Here is a 19,721-nt window from a genome sequence, read left to right on the forward strand (position 1 = left end):
AGCAACATGACCGAAACAGCCGCTCCCACACGCTTTGTCGCGATACCCCGCACCGAAGAACACAGCGGACACGAGAACGAGTGCTTCACCCACTACGTCCAAGACAACCGCGGCCGCTACTGCCTACGCGGACCGATGGTCCAGTCGGACGCGGAATGGCTCGCGAACAAGATGAATACACAGTTGGACTAACCAACCAACAAGGCCCGCACCGGATTTGGTGCGGGCCGCACTGCTGTACTCCTACGCCGGGGCGGGACGCTCCGGCATCTTCAATCGTGATCAGCTCCGTCCTGTCCCGACCGACGACGACTACAACCCAAAGACCGAGCGCATCACTCGTCGTCAGCGTCCTCATAGACGAGGACTTCAAAGTCCTCGTCGTCCGAGTTACGCCACTCACAGGACACTCGCGCCGCCGGATTCGCTTCTGCCACTATCTGCTTTATGGCTTGCTCCACCGACTTTTGCCAATCCTCGATCGACCTTCCCTTATAGCGCTTCAGGTATACGTCGTAGTCAAGATCGGCAGTCGAGCCGTACTGCTTTTTGGCTTGCTCCACCGACTTTTGCCAAACCTCGATCGACCCTCCCGGATAGCGATCCAGGTATACGTCGTAGTCAAGATCGGCAGTCCAGCCGGACATCATCCACTGATCCTCGCCCTCGGGGTCGAGCTGTCCGTAATTCGGCTCCAGCCCCTCTCGCTCCATCAGCGCACGGACTGCGGGCAGTACCAAATTGACCTGCTGCATAGTGAGCGGAGCCCGAAGTTGGAAGGTGAAACGAAACAATTTCTGCACGAGTCGGAACTCTAGAGCAACAGTTCCTCAGGAAGCTTGCGCCCCTTGACGTTCAGCGGTCTCCCGCGTCGTCACACGCGCCAGCATCTGCTCCATCTGCGGTCACCCCAACGGTAACGACACGCCTTGCATTCTGAGGCGGGTATTCCACTCCGGAGCGAATGCATCCCACAGGACCCGGACAGCGGGGGCCAAGACATCGCGCTCGATCGCAACGACAGTCTCACTGTCCCAAAGCGACTCCCCGTCAACAGAATCCGGCTCGCCGAACACCGAGGTCAACCTGTCAGGCGCGTAACCGAGTGCAATCAAATCCGAGGCACTGAAATGCTCGCTGCTCACAAAACCCCCACATCCCGACAACCTTCAACGACCACACCATCCTGCCGCACCAGACCACACAATCGCAGTAGCCGAATTTCCCTGAGGATGTCGGACCCCCGAACTATCCTTGCAATCGCGACGAGCACCAGGTCGCCACACTGACCAGACCGAGGGCCTTCGAGTCGAAATGGGATGGAGTCAGAGCCATCGCCACCACCGGCACCAAACTGCCGCCACTGTGGTCGCGCAACGGCAACAACTAACGCCTCGTTGCCCGAGATCGTCGACGCACTCCGCGCCGTGCTCGACCACCGCGAAACCGTCCTCGACGGCGAGATCGTCGAACTCGGACCCGACGGTGCGACAGAACTCTCGCCGCGACACCGCCTCTCCGGCTTGCACAGTGATCAACACCGAGCACTGGACGGACTACCCCGTGATCAGGACATTCGACGAGCCGAGGGCAGTGAAAGTCGACATCGGCCGGGCGCTCCCGCTCGGACGTGGGGGAGCATCGCGCGCTGATCATGTGAGCATGCGCGTGAAAACGTCCGCCCTGTACATGTCCGGATACCTGGACGGTATTTTGAAATTCTGGGCGATAATGCACGACGGGCAATGGCTGGCCGGAATACCGTGCGAGTCACCGATGCCGGCAGAACCAATCTCGTCGAGATCGACATGCTCGTGACCGCTGACGCCATCACCGAAGTGCCGTCGGTCGGCTGAGACTTGTTCAGCGTTGAATCCTGCAGCCTGGGTCGTGTCCGCTGGCACTGATGTCGCTGGTTCGCCTTGGTGGATGTGCTTCCTACACTTCGATGGGGCGATTCGGGTGTGGGCCTGTGGTTGGCGCGCTGATATCTGTGCGCCATTGCCTCGACCGCGGTGAGTGGGTAACGCAGCTGTCTGTCGAAGTGGGAGAGGGGCAGCTGCGTCTCGGGTTGCAGATCGTCAAGCCGCGGCCCTCGACGGCTCGTTGCGGTAACGCGACAGCCGGCCGTCGGTTCCGGTAAGCCGCCAGGACCAGAGGGTGAGCCGGGTGCGCATTCCGTTGGCGTCGGCGAGGCTCCGGACGTCTGCGCAGGACTCTGCAAGGAGTCGCCGGAAATCGGGGTTGCGCATCGAATAGGTCTCGCGCAGAACATTGCGGGGGATACCCAGCAACGTCGCGTCCTGCCGGCTCGGGACGACGATGGACCAAAACCCTATGCGCATGACTACAGGCGTGGTGAGGCCGAGTGCGAGGCGGTTGAATCGGCTCATGCGCGGAGCGTGATGGCGCAACCATGCATGGGCGAACCCGATGTGACGTGCTTCCGCGGCGAGATGGATCTGCATGATGCGGTCGGTGAGCGGGTGAATGCCACCGCCGCGCATGATGCTCTTCTGGATGTGGTCGATCGGCTCCTCTCCAGCGAGGATGATCTGAAAGAAGAAACTGGGCCACAGCGATCCCAGCGAACCGACCAGGGGGAAGGCCTTGACAAGCCACGTTGGGGCACCGTGGACCTCCGGAGCCACCCGGTTGGTGAACTCCTGAAACATCTGGATGTGGTGTGTCTCTTCGGTGAGTTCGTGCATGAAGTAGCGGAATTCGGGGTTCTCGTTCGCCAGGCCCATCAAGAACTGGGTACCGCCGAGAAGGAGCAGTTGCTCGAACTGGGAGCCGGTCTTTGTTATAGATGCGAGCCGAATCCGGGCAACCCGCCGTTGTTCCTGGGGTGAGAGCGCGCGGTACCAGTCGGTGTGGGACAAGGGGTCGACCGCGGGGAGTGTCCATCTTGGGTCGTCCGCGGGGGCGGCGAACTCGGGCGAATTCCAGGCGATGTCTTTGAACGCCTCGAAGTGGAGCCCTGTCGAGGATGCCTCGGACAGTGTGCGCAGAGTGTCGTGGTAATCGCGATGTTCGTTGACGGTATTGCGCCCCGGAGTTAACCGGACAGATGGCGCGTTACGCCGCGTGCGACGAAGTGTTAGGAACTGCATTTCGGGCTCCTTTGTGGCATCTATCTCAGACGTGCCCACAGTAAACTAAGTGTGACTACGCGTCCACAGTAACTGTATGAGTCTGCACGTCCACGGGTAAGTCCGGAAGGGCGAAAAGGACGCTCAATATCGCACCATGCACGCAGCTCTCGGCATTTGATGGTGGTATGGGTCCTGCTGTCGAGACGACGGCGCTGGACGTGGTCGACGTTAGGCCGTTGTGTGCATCTGCCGACCTATACGGTGGGATAGGTGCAGGACGAGGTTCTCGCGATCTCGTCACGGTCGGTGTCCCGCTTGATCGGGTCGGAACTCACCTCGCCGAACTCGCGTCCCTGCACCGCGGCGACATCCGAGGCGGCGCAGACAGTTGATCATGTGGATCGGCCCGCACGTCTTTCGTCATGCGACGGGGATCCGATGGACCGTGGTTTGTTGCTCGGATGGCGATCGGTAACAGTGCAAATATCTCACCGGTAACTTTCAAGTTGTGTCAGTTCTCTTTCTTAAGTGATTGTGTAACAACCAGTTTCGATGGAAGTCGCTATCTGAATTGAAATTCTGGGCGGAAATGCACGACGACCAATGGCTCTGGCAGGGGTAACTGTGCGCGTCACCGATGGCGACGGAACCAACAGCGTCGAGATCGACATGCTCGTGACCGCCGACGCCATCACCGAAGTGCCGTCGGTTGGCTGAGACTTGTTCAGTGCCGAGCCCTGCAAGAGCGGAGTTTGCGTCGGGCGCTCCCGGTAAATCGGCGGTGGCCTTCATGGTGTGATCGCGCTCTATACGGCACTGGCTTTAGTGGTGGGTGTTGCTGTCGCGGCGCGGCGCGGCGTCCTGTGGGCGGCAGGAAGAATCTGGCCGACGTGTTCGGCGGGACCGAGCATGAAGCGGTCCAAGCCGGAACGCGTTGGGCTGTAGACGAGGTGGGCGCCCCAAGTGTGCATTGCCACCGCTGTCACCGACGAGCCGGCCGAACTGATCACCGCGGCCGTGAGGAAGCGGCGAAACGGTGAACGATTGACTGTCGGAGAAACTTCGCCCATTGCTTCTGCTCACGATGCCGCCACATATCCGACTCCACAGGAGTGCTGAGCCGTGCCTCGGGTGGTGAGGCGCTATCGCCTTCACACGATTGGAGCTGCGGAACAGGACATTTTCACGGAGAAACTTTCGCGGGGATAAACGAATCGATTCTGGTCGAACCCATGAGGGGAAACATGACTATCTTCTTCGACATCATGCTCGTACTCTGCGTCGTCTCCATAATAGTGTTTTCTGGATACGTTCTTTATCGCTTGGTGACAGACGAATCGAACCTGCGCTAGCCAGTCGCTTCGACGTGTGGGTGCAGCGGGGGGCCGATCGTCCTATTGATCCGCACCATCGCAATGGGTTTCAGGGCGAGCCTCGCACGCAAGATGTTATATCCGCGAGTTTCGCCTGAATATAGGCACGCAGCACTTCTTTCTGTGCGATCTTCCTGGGGCATGGCCTGGACCAACCTTCTACTCGCGTTTGCCGCGTCAACCGACGTGGACATGGGGCCGCCTGGACTGATCGGGTTCCGCGCGGCGGAGGACCTCACGAGTCACGGGAGCGGTTTCGCCCTCACCGATGAACAGGAAACGGAGCAGGTACATGATCGGGTTTCCCTCGGTCCACTCGAAGTAGACGTCGGGAATCACTCCGGTGATGTCCCTCGTGCGCAGGAGAACCGCCGCAATGGTGTTGGGGACGGCCGGGCTGTCGACCCACAGAATCCGGTGCTCACCGCGCTGTCGCCCGTGGACGAGGAGGTCGGTGCTGAATTCGGAGGAGTCCGTGACGTTGACCTCGATGAAGATGATCGACTCGCCTTCGGGGATGTTGCTTTCGGCGCGCTGCTGCGATTCCTTCCGCCGATACTCGTCCTCGTCGAGGCGGTCGACGTCGTGCGCCACCACAGCGAGATAGCCCTTCTCGGCTGCCTCGGTGATGAATTGCAGCGCGGTCTCGTCGAATTCGACGGAGGTTGCCCGAAGTTCGAAGGCTCGCGAGATCCGGGAAAGGAAGGACACCACCATGATCGCGGCGATGAAGAACGACGCCACTTTCACACCGTCTGGACGTTCGAAGATGTTCGCGATCGTCGTGTAGACGAACAAAACTGCCACAAAACTGAACCCCACGAACAGTTTTCGCTGACCGTGCTTACGAGCGGACAGTGCAACGGCGACGGTCGCCGACGAGATGAGCACGAGGACACCGGTTGCGTACGCGGAACTCTGAGCGTCGACACCGGCGTCGAAGTAGATCGTGACGGTGACGGCGATGACGCTGAACACGAGGACCAGCGGGCGTACGGCGCGGGCCCACGACGGCGCCATGCCGTAGCGGGGGAGATACCTCGGAACAAGATTGAGCAACCCTGCCATTGCCGATGCACCGGCAAACCAGAGGATCAGAATCGTGCTGAGATCGTAGACGGTTCCGAAGATCTCACCCAGATAGTCGTGGGCGAGAAAGGCAAGCGCGCGACCGTTGGCAGCGCCTCCGGGTTGGAACTCGTTTTCTGGGATCAGGATGGTGGTGACCAGGCTCGACGTCAGCAGGAATCCGCTCATGATCAGCGCCGCCGTGGTGAGCAGGCGCCGCGCACCTTTGATGCGGCCACGTGGATTCTGTTCGGTGTCGTGCGGATCGCCCTTGATCTGCGGCATGACCGCGACGCCGGTTTCGAAGCCGGACAGACCGAGAGCCAACTTCGGGAAGACGATCAGCGCGATCAGGATCATCATCGCCGGGTTTCCGTGCTCGGTGGTCATGGCGCGCGTCCAGTCGGTGACCAACGACGGCGCGGTCGCGATGTGCCACAGACCTACGGAGATGACCACCACGTTCAAGGCGAGGTAGACGGCGACCAATCCGACCGCGATACCGATCGCTTCGGTGAATCCGCGGAGGAAGACCGCAGCGAGGAGCGCGAGCAGAACCAGGGTGACGGCGACGGTGTGTCCGGAGAGAAAGGTTGGAGCAAAAGGGTTCTCGACGAGGTGCGCCGTGGCATCGGCAGCCGAGAGCGTCATAGTGATGAGGAAATCGGTGGCCGCGAAGCCGAGAAGCACGAGAACGAAGATCTTGCCGCGCCACTTGGGCAGCAGCTTCTCGAGCATGGCGATCGAACCCTCGCCATGCGGACTCTCGCGAGCCACTCGCCGGTAGACCGGTAGAGCGCCGAAGAGTGTCAGCAGGATCAATACGACTGTCGCGATGGGAGCCAACGTGCCGGCCGCCAGTGCCGCGATACCGGGTTGGTAACCGAGAGTGGAGAAGTAATCGACACCCGTCAGACACATCACCTTCCACCACGGGTGGCGCTTCTCCTTCTTCGGCGCCATCCGGTGTGGCCCCAGATGTCCGGCTGGTTCCTCGGTGATGTCCGCGAGCAGCCAGGCCTCGGTGCGTTGTTTCACAGACGGAGCCGTGTTGTCGGCCGGGACCTCGTTGTCGGCTGCGGTCACCACGGCGTCACGGCTTCAGATAGACATCGTTGAGCGTGACAGTCCGCAGGTTTCGGCTCCGGATGATGTCCACCAGTTGCGGATACACGTGGGTCACGGGCGGATAGTTGAGGTGTCCGATCACGATGGCCCCCGGATTGAAGTACTGGTTCGCCATTTGGAGGATGTACTCCTCGGTGATCAACGAAGAATCCGACAGTGATCCGTACCAGAGGGTGGGCACGGTGTAGCCGACGCTCGCGGCCACGGAATCGACTGTCGCGTTGTGCCTTCCGTACGGCGGCCGAAAGTACGGCGCCGCGTCCACGCCGTAGGTGTTGCGCAGGAACGTGCCGTTCTTCGTCAGCTCGTCTGCGATCTGCTGCTTCGACACGGACGTCAGATCCGGGTGCGAGTAGGTGTGATTGCCGAGCTGAATTTGTCCGCTCTCGACCAGCGGTCTGAGAAGTCCGGCGTTTTCGGTCCACGAGTTGTATTGCCCGTTGACGAAGTACGTCAAACGGATGCCGGTGTCTTTTGCGAACTGTGTGTAGAGGCGCACGACTTCGGAGCTGGCTCCGTCGTCAACCGTCAGGGCAAACAGATCCCCACCGCCGGGTAACGCGGTCAACGATCCGCCGGCGGGCAGCGGCACCCGGGCAGACGGCGGTGGAGGCGGCAACAAGGCAGGCGGGAGATCCGGGACAGGGACGGGGTCGGTTGGTTCGTCGGCTGCAGCGATTGCCGTCCCGACCGAACGTGACGAACACGCGGTTCCCATGGTCACCGCGGCGGTTCCGGTCAGAGTTGCTGCTGCGAGGGCACTGAGGAAGCGTCGGCGGTCCACAGGGCGGAGCCTAGAGCAGATTTGCCTAATTCGGACTTCATTCTCAGCGTTCTTTCAGCGAAAGACCAGCCGTGTCCGGTATCGACAGGTTCTACTCAGGAACGGTGGATAGCGTGTCGGCCGTGGAACCGCGACCTCGACACTCGGCAACCAGGCACAGGCGTAGGCGTCAACCGCAGCGGTCGACGCTCTCGGTGGGGCGCAAGCTGGCGGCGGCGTCCCTGTCGACGACGATTCTGGTGGGCGTCGGAATCGGCTGGTACGTGCAGTCGGATCTCACGTCGGGGCTGTATCGATCGGACGCGCTCTCCGCCCTCGGTGACGACGCCGGCAGTTCGCTCGACGGGGATACCAACATCTTGTTGATCGGGCTCGACAGTCGTAAAGCGATGGACGGCAGCGACCTGCCGGCCGAGTTCGTCACCGACAAGCTGCATGCGGGGGACAGTGATGTGGGTGGATACAACACGAACACGCTTATCCTGCTCCATGTTCCGGGCGATGGCGGCAAGGCCAGTGCAGTGGCGATCCCACGCGACGACTACGTCGCGGTACCCGGCTACGGAATGGCCAAGATCAAGGAAGCGTACGGAATGGCGAAGGCTGATGCGGACGCCAAACTCGTAGCGGACGGTGTGACGGATCCTGCTGCACGAGAACAACAAGCGCGTGAAGTCGGAAGACGGTCGACACTGACCACCGTGCAGAATCTGCTCAAGGTTCCGATCGATCACTTTGCCGAAGTGAACCTGATGGGCTTCTACGACGTCGTCTCGGCTATCGGCCCCGTTCAGGTGTGCCTCAACAATCCGGTGCAGGATGACTTCTCGGGCGCCAACTTCCCGGCCGGAGTTCAGACTCTCGATGCGTCACAGGCACTTTCGTTTGTCCGTCAACGCCACGGCCTGGACAACGGGGACTTGGATCGCACCCACCGGCAGCAGGCTTTCATCAGCGCGGTGATCGCCAACTTGAAGGGCTCCGGCGTCATCGGAAACATTCCGAAGATGACGGCACTGACCGACGTGGTGAAGAAGGACGTGGTGATCGATTCTGCCATGGATCCCGTCCGATTCGCTTCTCAGGCAAGCGCTCTCGCAGGTGGGAACATCGACTTCTACACCCTGCCCATCGAGGGATACGAGACCGTCGACGGCCAGGACGTCAACATGGTCGATCCGGCGCGTCTGCGTAGTGAAGTGTCGCGGATCTTCGCGGGAGGTGACTCGGCATCTGCACCTGCGATGGACACTGCTGTCTCGACCGGGAACGAAGTTGTGGACATCCGCAACGGAACCGCGACGGACGGGTTGGGCGCCGCGTTGGCAGCGGCGACGAAAGCGTCGGGAGTCGAAGTCGGAGAGGTGAGCACCGCAGTTGCGACGGCAAAGTCGGTGGTCAGCTATGGAGTCGGCGCCAAAGCCGTCGCAGAGGCGCTGGCCGAGCAGTTGGGCGTGGCCGCAGTGCCTAACGAGCAGGCAGCGGCCGAATCAGTGTCTGTACTGATCGGTGAGGACAATGTGCAGACCGTGTTCTCGGCCGCTCCGGCGCAGTCGGACTCGTCGGTATCCGCCGGCACCGTTCCCGATACGGGAGCGCAGGGATCACCCATCCGGGCCGACGCGAACGGCGGCATTCCCTGTGTGGACTGACTCTCAGGTAATTCGCACCAAACTCACGCTGACTTCTTCGATCTGCGGGTCTACATTGGAGAAGTCGAACTCAGTCGGGTACTTCACCTTTGGGGTACCTGACTGAGATTGCGTAGTTGAAAGGATCACCGACATGGCTACAACAGCAGCGGTACAGAATCCGACACGCTCACGTGCCAGGACCATGTCCTTGTCCGAGTACGTGGCCGAGCATCCGGCGCAGCGCGTTTTCCCACCGACCAGTGAGCGGGCGGCCAGGGTGGCGATGCTCATCATGTTCGCCCTGATGGCCGTCACCCTCGTCGTACTGGTACTTGACGAGGCAGGAATCTTCGGATGAAGGCAGCGGTCTTCGGCTGAGCCCGACCTTTAGTTACTCTTGAGTAATGACTGAACAGAAGAGCTGGAATGCGTTCACCGTCGAGCGCGAAGACAACATCGCCCAGGTGACGCTGATCGGGCCGAGCAAGGGCAACGCGATGGGGCCGGATTTCTGGAGTGAACTCCCCGAAATCTTCGCCGACCTCGACGCCGACCCCGAGGTGCGTGCAATCGTCATCGCCGGTTCCGGCAAGCACTTCTCGTTCGGACTGGACCTGCCGGCGATGAGCGGTGAATTCGGTGCCGTCCTCGCAGACAAGGCTCAGGCAGGTCCGCGCACCAAATTCCACGACATGATCAAGCGCATGCAGTCGGGCATCAATGCCGTCGCAGACTGCCGCAAGCCCGTCGTCGCGGCTGTGCAGGGTTGGTGCATCGGCGGCGGCGTCGACCTCATCACGGCGGCGGACATCCGCTACGCAAGTGCCGACGCCAAGTTCAGCATCCGCGAGGTCAAGGTCGCGATCGTCGCAGACATGGGCAGCCTCGCGCGGCTGCCCGCGATCATCGGTGACGGACACCTGCGTGAGTTGGCTCTGACCGGCAAGGACATCGACGCAGCGCGCGCCGAGAAGATCGGTCTCGTCAACGACGTGTTCGAAGATGCCGACGCAGTGCTGGCCGCGGCGCGCGCGACCGCCAAGGAGATTGCGCTCAACCCGCCGCTCGTCGTCCACGGGATCAAGGACGTGCTCGATCACACCCGCAGCGCGAGCGTGAACGACAGCCTTCGCTACGTCGCAGCCTGGAACGCGGCGTTCCTGCCTTCGCAGGATCTGACCGAGGCCATCACCGCCGTCTTCCAGAAGCGCCCGCCGGTCTTCCAGGGTGAGTAGAAACTGCAAGGGTGAGTAGGAACTGCAAGGGCGAGTAAAAACAGCACAAAAATCCCCGCACATCTTCCGATGTGCGGGGATTTTCGTAAGGCCTGAGAACTCGAGCTCAGTGACCGCCGTTGGCAGCGAGACGCTTGATCGAAGCCTCGATCTCGGCCTCTGCCTCGGCGCGGCCGACCCAGTTGGCTGCCTCGACGTGCTTGTTCGGCTCGAGGTCCTTGTAGTGGACGAAGAAGTGCTTGATCGCATCGAGTTCGAACTGTGAGATGTCACCCAGATCCTGGATGTGATCCCAGCGGGGGTCGCCGGCCGGAACGCAGAGGACCTTGTCGTCTCCGCCGGCCTCGTCGACCATCTTGAACATCGCGACTGCGCGAGCCTCGACGATGACGCCGGGGAAGACCGACTCGGGGAGCAGGACCATGGCGTCGAGCGGATCGCCGTCCTCACCCAGGGTGTTTTCGATGAAGCCGTAGTCGGCCGGGTAGCCGAAAGCTGTGTAGAGGTAGCGATCGAGTTTGACGCGACCGGTTACGTGGTCGACCTCGTACTTGTTGCGCTGACCCTTGGGGATCTCGATGGTGACGTCGAACTCCACGCCGATTCCTCGCTGTCGTGTCGGTAATGATTCGTCGGAAGGATATCGGGTCAAGGATAAGGTTGCCTGACCACCCAGTAGGCAGAGCACAGACGGAGGGGCGTTGGCGGGCCAAGGAAAGAAGAAGATCGGCTCGTTGGAAGAGAGTCGACGGCGTAACTTCCGCATCCTTCTGGCGGTCGGTGCAGTGGTTGTACTGGCCGTCGCCGGAGTTGTCGTCGTGAAACTCGGTACGTCGAACGACACCGCGGGCAGCACGACCGTGACTACGTCGCCTCAGCCTGCGCTCGTGACGCCGTCACCCCAGGTGGTGCCCGTCCCGACGGACGCACCGATCCCGAGCGCGGCGGGAATCGCCGCGGCGATCGGCCCGGCCGTGGCCAACCCGGATCTGGGGAAGTTCACCGGAGTAGTCGCTGATGCGCTCACCGGAAACATTCTCTGGAGCACGGACCCGTCGACGCCGATGACGCCCGCGTCCACGACAAAGGTGCTCACCGCATCGGCGGCACTGCTGAAGTTGCCGCTCGACCACCGGCTGTCCACGACGGTGGTGCCCGGAACGAGCCCCGGGCAGGTCGTTCTGGTCGGCGGCGGTGACCCGACGCTGACGGCCACGCCGAAGGGGCAGAGCGGGTACTACGCCAACGCAGCGCACATCGCGGATCTCGTCGACCAGATCAAGGCTGCCGGTACGCCGGTGACCAGCGTCGTGGTGGACTCGAGCTTGTTCAAGGGCGACAACATGGCCACCGGCTGGTTCCCCGCGGACATCGCGGCCGGCTACATCACCCCGATCGAATCGGTGATGATCGAAGGTGGTCGGTACGACGGCACTCAAGACGAGTCGCCGCGTTCGGAAACTCCCGCGTTGGACGCGGGCAAGGTCCTCGCTCAGGCACTCGGTGTCGATCCCGCCAACGTGAGTCTCGGCGCGGCGCCTGCCGGTGCCAAGCCGATCGCCACCGTGCAGTCGGCGCCGCTGAGCGACCGGCTGCTGCAGATGATGGAACATTCCGACAACGTGCTCGCAGAGACCATCGGGCGTGAGGTCGCGATTGCCTCCGGAATCGAAGCCTCGTTCACCGGAGCCGTCGACGCGACCGGCAAGACCCTGCAGGCCGCCGGGTTCGACTACACCGGTGTATCGCTGCACGATTCCAGCGGACTGTCCGTCGACGATCTCATTCCCGCTCAGGTACTCGATCGCGTCATGACGGCTGCGGCCGGTGACGGTGATCCGAAACTGCGCCCCCTGCTGGACTACCTTCCGGTGGCCGGCGGAACAGGAAGTTTGTCCGACCGCTACGCGTCCGGAAACCGAACCGGTGCGGGTTGGGTACGGGCCAAGACGGGAACTCTCTCGACGGCCAGTGCGTTGTCAGGGTTCGTGGTCGATCAGAACGGGCGAGTGCTCACCTTCGCACTGATGTCCAATGACCGGCCGCCAGAAGTGAGCCGTCCTGCCCTGGACGCGATTGCCGGAGCATTGAGGAATTGCGGGTGCCAATAGTGGCCGAAAAGACTCCACAAGATGATGAAGCCTCGGCTCCGCTCGGTGGTGCCGTCGACTGGAGTCTGGCCGCCAAAGCCGGGATAAAGCTGGCGCGTGGCGGCCCCGCGATGTCTCGCTACACGGCCGAGACTGCGACGGCAGAACTCGCCGAAGCGTCCAAGCGTGCAGAACTGCCGGTTCGTGAAGTGACCGGTTTGGCCGACGGTCTACCGGTCCCAGCCGCTGACGTGTTGGACCGGGCTGGATGGATTACTGCAGCCTCGCGGTCGATGGCGCATCTCACCGGTGCCGACCCCGACGGCAGTGGCAATCTCATCGTCGGAAAGCCGGCGGGCCTGCAGGCCGGCGCAATGTTGGCGTACCTGTCTTCGGCGATCCTCGGGCAGTACGACCCGTTCACCGGTGAGCACGGCACGCTGCTTCTGGTCACACCGAACATCGTCTCCGTCGAACGATCCCTTCGGCTGAACCCGAGCGACTTCCGGTTGTGGGTCTGCCTGCACGAGGTCACGCACCGGGTCCAGTTCTCGTCCTCGCCCTGGCTCGCGGATTACATGAAGGAATCCGTCGAAACGCTCGGTGCGACGGTGGACGAGTCGATGACCGACGTTGTCGGTCGCCTTGCTGCAGAGCTGCGCTCGCGGAAGGAACCCGACTCCAGTGACGGTGCGACGGCGGGCGGCATCATCGGCCTGCTGCGTGCCTCGCAGGCAGAACCCCAGCGTGACGCGCTGGATCGGATGCTCGTACTCGGCACCCTCCTCGAAGGGCATGCAGACCACGTGATGGACGCCGTCGGTCCCGCTGTGGTGCCGTCGGTGTCAACTATCCGCGCGGCCTTCGACAAGCGTCGGCAGCGCAAGTCCAACCCCGTGCAGCGGATCATCAAGATGCTGCTCGGCATGGACGCCAAGATGGCGCAGTACGTACGCGGCAAGGCCTTCGTCGACGCGGTGGTTCTCAAGGCCGGCATGGAGCAGTTCAACACCATCTGGACCGGGCCGGAAACCCTGCCGTTGCTCGACGAGATCGACGATCCCGACGCGTGGGTGAAGCGCGTTCTCGGCTAGATGCTGCTGCCCGAGACGCCTGCCCTCCTGGCGCTGCGACAGGCCGTGCGGGCGTGGACAGTCGCATTCGAGCCACGACGCCGGGTGATCGTCGCCCTGTCCGGGGGAGCCGATTCGCTGGCGCTCACCGCAGCAGCGGTGGCGGAAACCGAATCGGTCGACGCGTTGATCGTGGACCATCGCCTGCAAGACGGTTCCGATGCCGTCGCACGCTCGGCCGCCGACCAGGCGCTGGCGCTGGGTTGCCGGACCGCGACGGTGCTGACCGTCGACGTAGCCGAAGGTGGGAGTCTCGAGGCCGCTGCGCGTGAGGCTCGGTACAACGCCTTGCACGGCGCCAGAACTGACCTCCCGGTTCTGCTTGGACACACGCTCGACGATCAGGCGGAGACCGTGCTTCTCGGACTCTCCCGCGGGTCCGGTGGGCGATCGATTCAAGGTATGGCGGCATTCGACGCTCCCTGGGGGCGGCCGCTACTCGGCATCCGTCGATCGGTGACCAGGGCGGCCTGCGTCGACCTGGAAATCACGCCGTGGGAAGACCCGCACAACAACAATCCCGAGTTCACTCGTGTGCGTCTGCGGCACGAGGCGTTGCCGTTGCTCGAAGAAATTCTCGGCGGGGGAGTTCCCGAAGCGTTGGCTCGAACCGCGACGCAGTTGCGTGAGGACGGTGAGGCGCTCGACGAGTACGCCGAGGCCCTACTCCTATGGGTTGTCGTCGACGGGGAAGTGGAAGTGGACACACTTGCCGAAGCGCCCACCGCAATCCGTCGACGCGCTCTGCGCGCCTGGCTGCTGCAGGGCGGCGCAAAAGCATTGACGGACAAACAGTTACGCGCAGTCGACGCCCTGGTGACCGACTGGCGGGGGCAAGGCGGCGTCGCGATCGGCGGCGGAACACCGGAGGCGAGGTTGGTGGCGGCCCGGCGACGTGGCAGGCTGATCCTCGGATTCGAAGACCGACGAAGGGTTTGACGCGTGTACGAGGGCGACATCGCATCGGTACTGATCTCCGAAGAACAGATCCGTGCGCGAACGGCGGAACTGGCTGAGGAAATCGCCAAGCGTTACCCGGCAGGCGCCCCCGAAGGGGATCTCCTGCTGATCGGCGTCCTCAAGGGAGCGGTCTTCTTCATGACCGACTTCGCCCGCGCCCTGCCGATCCCGTCGCAGATGGAATTCATGGCCGTCAGTTCCTACGGATCCTCGACCTCGTCTTCGGGCGTCGTCCGCATCCTCAAGGACCTCGACAAGGACATCGCCGGTCGCCACGTGCTGATCGTCGAAGACATCATCGACTCCGGTCTCACGCTGTCGTGGTTGATGCGCAACCTCAAGACGCGTAACCCCGCTTCGCTCGAGGTCGTCACCCTGCTCCGCAAGCCCGACGCGGTCAAGATCGACGTCGACGTCCGCGACGTGGGCTTCGACATCCCCAACGAGTTCGTCGTCGGTTACGGCCTCGACTACGCCGAGCGGTACCGCGATCTGCCGTACATCGGCACCCTGGACCCCGAGGTTTACGGCGGCTGAGCCTGCTCGTCGGTTAACACTCTTCACACTTCAGCCTCTCTGCATCAATCCTCCGAACGGACGACAGACAGGTCTGTGAGGCCTCGCTAGATTCACGGAATGCGCTATCGACGGCCTATTCGGTGACTCTTCCGCCACCGCCTCCTCCACCGCCGCCCCCTCCGCCACTGCCGCCCGAGGGCGAGCAGCAGTACTGGAATGCGCAACCGCAAGGCGTTCTGTACCAACCGCCGACCACCAACGGTTTCGCAATTGCAGCCCTGGTTGGGGCTCTCGTGCTGGCGCCGGTCGGAATCGTGCTCGGCCACATTTCGCTGGCGCAGATCAAGCGAACCGGTGAGCAGGGGCGAGGACTCGCAATCGCCGGTCTGGTGATCGGCTACATCTTCACCGCACTTCTGGTGTTGTCGATCGTGTGGATGTTTCTCATTGCCAACGCCTTCACCCGGGCGTTCGACGACTACGACAGCGCGTCTTCTCTCTACTACACATCTGAAACGTCGAGTACGACGTATCCGACGTATTCGACCACCACATCCAGGACGGTAGCGCCGACGTACAGCGGAAGCGACACGGCGACGGTCATCGCAAATGCCTCGGTAGGCGACTGCATCGTCCGAAGGCTCGGAGCGGACAAGGGCGACGGGACAAGCGAGACGTATGTCAGTCCGGTCTCGTGCAGCTCGAGCAGCGCCACTCACCGAGTAGTCAGCCGCGGCACGTCCACGTCTGCGTGCACCGCCGATTGGGTTCGTAAAGAGAGTCCGGTCGTAGTGCTTTGCCTGGCGGACGAATGATCGACAGAGGAAGTCACAGCCGATGACGTTGCCACCCCCGCCCCCGCCCCCGCCACCCCCGCCACCGCCAATGCAGGCTCCGGCTACCGGACATCCGCCGGCCGCTCGCTCTCGTGGCCGAGGATGGATTGTTGCCGTTACGGCTCTTACCGCCGTCGCGGCCCTCGCCGCGGGCACCGTCACCGTTGCCACGATTCTCCGGTCGGGAGACTCCGACGGACCGGTGGCAGGCCAGTTGGTCAACACCTACCCCACTCGGCCGACGCCAGGGTGGTCGTTGGACGTTGACGATGTTCTGCCGGGCGGAAGATTTCTGTGGCCTGATTCGCTCGGTGCGAGCTATGGAACGGCAAGATTCATCGAGTTGGGACAGACTCTGATCACAACGGTCGGACCACAACAGGGTCAGCAATCCCAACTCGTTGCTGTCGACGCCGAAAGCGGATCCATTCGATGGCAAACGCCGGTCGCCGGCACGGTGTCGTGTGCGACCGCCGCGATCGATGCAGCCCTACCTTGTGTCGTCAGGAATCCTGGTGGAACAGCGCGAGTCGTTTCCTTCTCGCTCGACTCGGGGACGATTCGTTCGAGTGTCGACACAGATACAGCCACCCTGGTCGAGGTTTCCGACGGGGCACTCTTCACCGTGGGCGGCAACCAGTCCGGGCAAGTGATTTCGCGCGGAACCCCCACCGACCTCGACGCGGCGTGGACAACGACAACTCCACAGGAAACCGACTGCGTCGGATCCGGGGATTCGCATTCGTTCGAGATCGTGGACGGCATCGTCTACTACTCGAGCATCGGGTCGACTGCGCTGAACGCGGTCGACGGCGCGCTGCTTTCGAATCCGAATCTCGGTGGCTACGAGGCGCTTCCAGGTCAGGGCTTCGCCGGCGTCCTCTGCGAGATGCCATTTCCGTCGGACGGATACTCCAGCATCGTGTCCGACCGTGACGGGGCCGAGAGATTTCGAGTTGGCGAAGACAGACCGGCATCGCCCTGGCTTGTCTCGGCATCGAACTCTCGTCCGTATATCGGTTCGCATGGCGCGTACAACATCAGTGACGGCACCGAGTTGTGGTCGGTCACCGGCGGTGATCGCTTCTCGTTACACAGAATCGTCGGCGACATCGTGCTGGGCAACGACTCGGACACACTTTCGGCCTACCGAATCGACACCGGGGAGCAGTTGTGGTCGACCAAGATCGGTGACTACTTCTCTTTCTCGGTCTCGGACGGTGAGCGAATTCTCGTCCATCCCAACGACGGCAGGGTTCTTGCCGTCGAACTCGCCGACGGCTCCATCAGTTGGTCACTCGATTCCCACACCAACCACTGGTCGTGGTCGAAGGCCCACGACGGACTCGCCTCGATCTCCAATGACGAGTTCGTCTACTACCCACCGACCGGCGGACCGTCGGGAGCACCAGGCAAACTGCCCGCTGTCCCGGAAGCAGGCGGAGGCGACGAGTACGTCACGAAATGCGGACGGACACCGACCCTGACGCCGGTTGAATACCGCACGCAGGCAGAGGGTCTTGTCGTTCGAATGGAAATGAAAGCATCATGTCCCGGCGGAGACATCGTCTCCACCGACGCGCTTCGGGTGTCGATCACCGACACCGGCCAGAGCGTTGCGTCGGCGGTGTTCGACTTCTCCGAAGCGCCGATCTACCTTCCCCGAACCGATGGGACGAACACGACGAACTCGATCCAGCGCGAGTTCCTGTACGACCTCGGTAGCTTCTGGAGGCTGCCGAACACTCTCGGTGAGTCTTCGAGTCTGACCAATTCGAGAGCGTCAGGTGCTCAACTCGTCGAGTGTGAGGACGAAGGGGCGAGTGATACCAACCTGACATCCGGGCCGGCATCGCGAAGTGACACCAATACACCGATTCGGCCCACGCGTAGTGCACAGCCGACCACGGGCGACGTCGAATCCGCGAGTCTCGACGCCCTCCGGGCCCAGACCGACGCCGATCGTCCGTTTGTCACCGGTGACCTCGCGAACAGGTGGGTGGCCCAGATCTCCTCCAAGCGGGTTGGACTCGATGCAGCGGATATCAATGGCGCTCAGGTGCATTGGACTGCTGCCCAGATCCTGCGACAGCATCTCGAACTTCGTCTCATGTATCCGGAGGTACGTCTGCTCTGGAGTGACGAATGGCGGACCTTCGATCTCCGTGGTTGGTGGATCACCGTCGCAGGCTTGACGTTTGCCGATGCGGATGCGGCCAACGGGTGGTGCGATTCGAAGCGGATCGCCAACGATCAATGCTTCGCCAAGATAGTCAGTAACGATCGTGATTCGTCGGGAACCACCAAATATCGGCGATAGTGCCTGACCCGTTCGGCGCACTTCCCACATCTGAGGAGCTTGGCGAATGACCGAAGACAACTCGCGTCAACCCGGTGAACCATCGATAAACAGTTTGCCCCAGTCACACGGCATGTATCCACCGCCCCAGAGCTATTCACCGACCCGACCTGCGTTCGAGGATATTCGGATCGGTGACTACACCCGCGACGGGACAGCCGCGGCACTGCTCTTCGTGTCGCTCTTCTTACCGTGGAGTGCGACCGTCGGAATAGCCCGCGTCGGTTCGAGTGCTCTTGTGGTGCTTCTGGTTCTGCCGACACTGCTGTCGCTGGCGTCGCTGTTACTGCCGTACGTGGCGCGACTCGGAATGCTCGGGCCGAATTGGAATGTCGGGCAGATACGAGTGTTGCGTCTGGCGTCCAACGGACCCCTCATTGCCACTGTCGTGGGCCTTGTCGCCTACGACGTCATTCGTGGAATGTTCCGATTCAGTGAGAGTTCGAGTATCTTCACCGGCAACGGGGTCGGCGCCGGAGCGTGGTTCGGGCTTGCCGGCGCCCTGCTCGCCGCTCAACCGCGAGCAGCAGAAATTCGCATCGACCCTCGAACCGCGCCGCGATGGTTGGCGTTGGTGAAGCCGCTTGTGTTTGTGGCTTGGGGGTCGTCAGTGGCCTCGGCGCTACTCGCGCTGATCTACATCCTGGTCTCCGCCAGTCGCTACCGATATTACGACGGGCCGCAGACTTTCGAGAGCCTGATCGTTCTCTTCGTGTCGTCGGCCGTTCCGATCGTCGTGGTGGGTGTTGCGGCAGTCGGTCTCGCCAGACGGTTTGCGTCCTGGCGCCTCACCATCGCCGCGCTCGGCATCGCTCTCCTCGCAGCCGGATTACTCCACTCGATCAGCGAGGGCACAAGTGTCGAGCTGTTCCACACGGTCACGGCTAGTCCGTACTACGGCATCACGTTCTTGATTGCCGCAGCCGCAATTACATTCATTCCATTCGGTGTTGCGTCCGTCGGCGACGGGACGCACCCCGGATACGTCTGGCTCGCAGCGGCACGAAACGGCATGCTGTTGATCACGGTGTGGAGCTTCGGTGTTGGATTCTCTCAGATCGCAATGGCAGCAACACAATTTGGCATCGTGCCGTGGGGAGATGCGTTAGTGCTCGCTGTTCTCGCGATACTCGTCGGGATTCTTGCCGTCGTCGGAGTCAGAGCGCTGTCGCTCCGCTATTCTTCGTCTGATCCTCGCCCGTCGCGCGAGGTTGTTCTCGGAGTCTGTGTCGCGCTGCTCGTTCTGATGATTGCTCGTCTAGTTGTACAGTCGACCATGTACGGCGAAATATATTACAGTGCATGGATATTCGATCTTGCTCTGGCGGTGCTGGTGGTTCTGCTTGCTCTCGCTCTCACAGTCTCACCGGCTGTTCGGAATTTGTATGCGGGGGTGCAACTGTTCGCGTCGGCCACCACGGTTACAGCTGCGGTACCGAGTCTTGGACAGCCCGTTCAGCCTTCGAGGCGTGCTCTCGAGGCTGCGGATCCGCGGACTCCGGCG

General features: G+C 62.1%; 19 protein-coding genes. 13 read left to right on the top strand and 6 right to left on the bottom strand.

Translation table 11 applies throughout. The features are described 5' to 3' along the window. Positions 1–6: 6 nt before the first annotated feature. A complete protein-coding gene (locus ACFWEM_RS15575) occupies positions 7–192 on the top strand; it encodes a hypothetical protein (RefSeq protein WP_378534844.1) in 186 nt (61 codons plus the stop codon). 143 nt (positions 193–335) lie between these two features. Here the strand turns inward: ACFWEM_RS15575 and ACFWEM_RS15580 are convergent, their stop codons facing one another. Continuing rightward, the gene (locus tag ACFWEM_RS15580; protein ID WP_378534845.1) at positions 336–803 is read right to left on the bottom strand and encodes a hypothetical protein; all 468 of its coding nucleotides are present in this window, start codon (positions 801–803) and stop codon (positions 336–338) included. A gap of 594 nt (positions 804–1,397) precedes the next feature. Here ACFWEM_RS15580 and ACFWEM_RS15585 point away from each other — a divergent pair. Continuing rightward, on the top strand, positions 1,398–1,652 hold the full coding sequence (locus ACFWEM_RS15585; protein WP_378534847.1) for a hypothetical protein: 255 nt from the start codon (positions 1,398–1,400) through the stop codon (positions 1,650–1,652). Positions 1,653–2,081: 429 nt separating this feature from the next. On the opposite strand, the gene ACFWEM_RS15590 is transcribed toward ACFWEM_RS15585, so the two are convergent. After that, positions 2,082–3,116, bottom strand: coding sequence for a diiron oxygenase (locus ACFWEM_RS15590; RefSeq protein WP_378534849.1), 1,035 nt, complete (start codon positions 3,114–3,116; stop codon positions 2,082–2,084). 167 nt (positions 3,117–3,283) lie between these two features. Between ACFWEM_RS15590 and ACFWEM_RS15595 the strand changes: the two genes are divergently transcribed. Next, complete coding sequence (locus ACFWEM_RS15595) at positions 3,284–3,490, top strand: hypothetical protein (protein WP_003941182.1); 207 nt, start codon at positions 3,284–3,286, stop codon at positions 3,488–3,490. A 414-nt stretch (positions 3,491–3,904) separates the two neighbouring features. On the opposite strand, the gene ACFWEM_RS15600 is transcribed toward ACFWEM_RS15595, so the two are convergent. The 3 genes from ACFWEM_RS15600 to ACFWEM_RS15610 form a co-directional block, all read right to left on the bottom strand. Beyond that, complete coding sequence (locus ACFWEM_RS15600) at positions 3,905–4,168, bottom strand: hypothetical protein (RefSeq protein WP_378534851.1); 264 nt, start codon at positions 4,166–4,168, stop codon at positions 3,905–3,907. 480 nt (positions 4,169–4,648) lie between these two features. Further along, the gene (locus tag ACFWEM_RS15605; protein ID WP_378534853.1) at positions 4,649–6,628 is read right to left on the bottom strand and encodes an amino acid permease; all 1,980 of its coding nucleotides are present in this window, start codon (positions 6,626–6,628) and stop codon (positions 4,649–4,651) included. Positions 6,629–6,632: 4 nt separating this feature from the next. Then, positions 6,633–7,451 (bottom strand): polysaccharide deacetylase family protein, encoded by an 819-nt coding sequence (locus ACFWEM_RS15610; RefSeq protein ID WP_378534855.1) that lies wholly within the window; start codon positions 7,449–7,451, stop codon positions 6,633–6,635. Between the two features lie 122 nt (positions 7,452–7,573). On the opposite strand from ACFWEM_RS15610, the gene ACFWEM_RS15615 reads away from it, so the two are divergent. The 3 genes from ACFWEM_RS15615 (at position 7,574) to ACFWEM_RS15625 (ending at position 10,320) form a co-directional block, all read left to right on the top strand. Next, on the top strand, positions 7,574–9,103 hold the full coding sequence (locus ACFWEM_RS15615) for an LCP family protein (protein ID WP_378534857.1): 1,530 nt from the start codon (positions 7,574–7,576) through the stop codon (positions 9,101–9,103). Between the two features lie 133 nt (positions 9,104–9,236). Beyond that, positions 9,237–9,443: a hypothetical protein gene (locus ACFWEM_RS15620; RefSeq protein WP_378534859.1), complete on the top strand. Its 207-nt coding sequence runs from the start codon at positions 9,237–9,239 to the stop codon at positions 9,441–9,443. Between the two features lie 46 nt (positions 9,444–9,489). Further along, a complete protein-coding gene (locus ACFWEM_RS15625; protein WP_007727023.1) occupies positions 9,490–10,320 on the top strand; it encodes a crotonase/enoyl-CoA hydratase family protein in 831 nt (276 codons plus the stop codon). 106 nt (positions 10,321–10,426) lie between these two features. Here ACFWEM_RS15625 and ACFWEM_RS15630 read toward each other — a convergent pair whose 3' ends face one another. Then, on the bottom strand, positions 10,427–10,918 hold the full coding sequence (locus tag ACFWEM_RS15630; RefSeq protein WP_003941181.1) for an inorganic diphosphatase: 492 nt from the start codon (positions 10,916–10,918) through the stop codon (positions 10,427–10,429). 103 nt (positions 10,919–11,021) lie between these two features. Here ACFWEM_RS15630 and dacB point away from each other — a divergent pair, with 103 nt between their 5' ends. From dacB to ACFWEM_RS15665, 7 genes are all read left to right on the top strand, one after another. Further along, positions 11,022–12,431, top strand: a complete 1,410-nt coding sequence (gene dacB, locus ACFWEM_RS15635; protein ID WP_322000584.1) for a D-alanyl-D-alanine carboxypeptidase/D-alanyl-D-alanine-endopeptidase — start codon at positions 11,022–11,024, stop codon at positions 12,429–12,431. Then, positions 12,431–13,504, top strand: a complete 1,074-nt coding sequence (locus ACFWEM_RS15640) for a zinc-dependent metalloprotease (RefSeq protein ID WP_378536146.1) — start codon at positions 12,431–12,433, stop codon at positions 13,502–13,504. The genes dacB and ACFWEM_RS15640 overlap by 1 nt, the downstream gene beginning before the upstream one ends. Beyond that, positions 13,505–14,482 carry a tRNA lysidine(34) synthetase TilS gene (tilS, locus tag ACFWEM_RS15645; RefSeq protein WP_378534865.1) on the top strand — a complete coding sequence of 326 codons (978 nt, stop codon included), beginning with the start codon at positions 13,505–13,507 and terminating at the stop codon, positions 14,480–14,482. A 3-nt stretch (positions 14,483–14,485) separates the two neighbouring features. Next, a complete protein-coding gene (hpt, locus tag ACFWEM_RS15650) occupies positions 14,486–15,040 on the top strand; it encodes a hypoxanthine phosphoribosyltransferase (RefSeq protein WP_019746778.1) in 555 nt (184 codons plus the stop codon). Between the two features lie 122 nt (positions 15,041–15,162). Further along, complete coding sequence (locus tag ACFWEM_RS15655; protein WP_378534867.1) at positions 15,163–15,837, top strand: DUF4190 domain-containing protein; 675 nt, start codon at positions 15,163–15,165, stop codon at positions 15,835–15,837. Between the two features lie 22 nt (positions 15,838–15,859). Then, the gene (locus ACFWEM_RS15660; protein ID WP_378534869.1) at positions 15,860–18,178 is read left to right on the top strand and encodes a PQQ-binding-like beta-propeller repeat protein; all 2,319 of its coding nucleotides are present in this window, start codon (positions 15,860–15,862) and stop codon (positions 18,176–18,178) included. A gap of 112 nt (positions 18,179–18,290) precedes the next feature. Beyond that, positions 18,291–19,721, top strand: a 1,431-nt coding sequence (locus ACFWEM_RS15665; RefSeq protein WP_378534872.1) for a hypothetical protein, incomplete at its 3' end; no start/stop codon positions are given.

Origin of the sequence: Rhodococcus sp. NPDC060176, assembly GCF_042728675.1 — a bacterium.
Taxonomy (GTDB): domain Bacteria; phylum Actinomycetota; class Actinomycetes; order Mycobacteriales; family Mycobacteriaceae; genus Rhodococcus_F.

Coding starts and splice junctions, on each gene's coding strand:
- ACFWEM_RS15575 (WP_378534844.1), top strand. CDS start 7: ATGACCGAAACAGCCGCTCCCACACGCTTTGTCGCGATACCCCGCACC.
- ACFWEM_RS15590 (WP_378534849.1), bottom strand. CDS start 3,116: ATGCAGTTCCTAACACTTCGTCGCACGCGGCGTAACGCGCCATCTGTC.
- ACFWEM_RS15595 (WP_003941182.1), top strand. CDS start 3,284: ATGGGTCCTGCTGTCGAGACGACGGCGCTGGACGTGGTCGACGTTAGG.
- ACFWEM_RS15600 (WP_378534851.1), bottom strand. CDS start 4,168: ATGGGCGAAGTTTCTCCGACAGTCAATCGTTCACCGTTTCGCCGCTTC.
- ACFWEM_RS15620 (WP_378534859.1), top strand. CDS start 9,237: ATGGCTACAACAGCAGCGGTACAGAATCCGACACGCTCACGTGCCAGG.
- ACFWEM_RS15625 (WP_007727023.1), top strand. CDS start 9,490: ATGACTGAACAGAAGAGCTGGAATGCGTTCACCGTCGAGCGCGAAGAC.
- tilS (WP_378534865.1), top strand. CDS start 13,505: ATGCTGCTGCCCGAGACGCCTGCCCTCCTGGCGCTGCGACAGGCCGTG.
- ACFWEM_RS15660 (WP_378534869.1), top strand. CDS start 15,860: ATGACGTTGCCACCCCCGCCCCCGCCCCCGCCACCCCCGCCACCGCCA.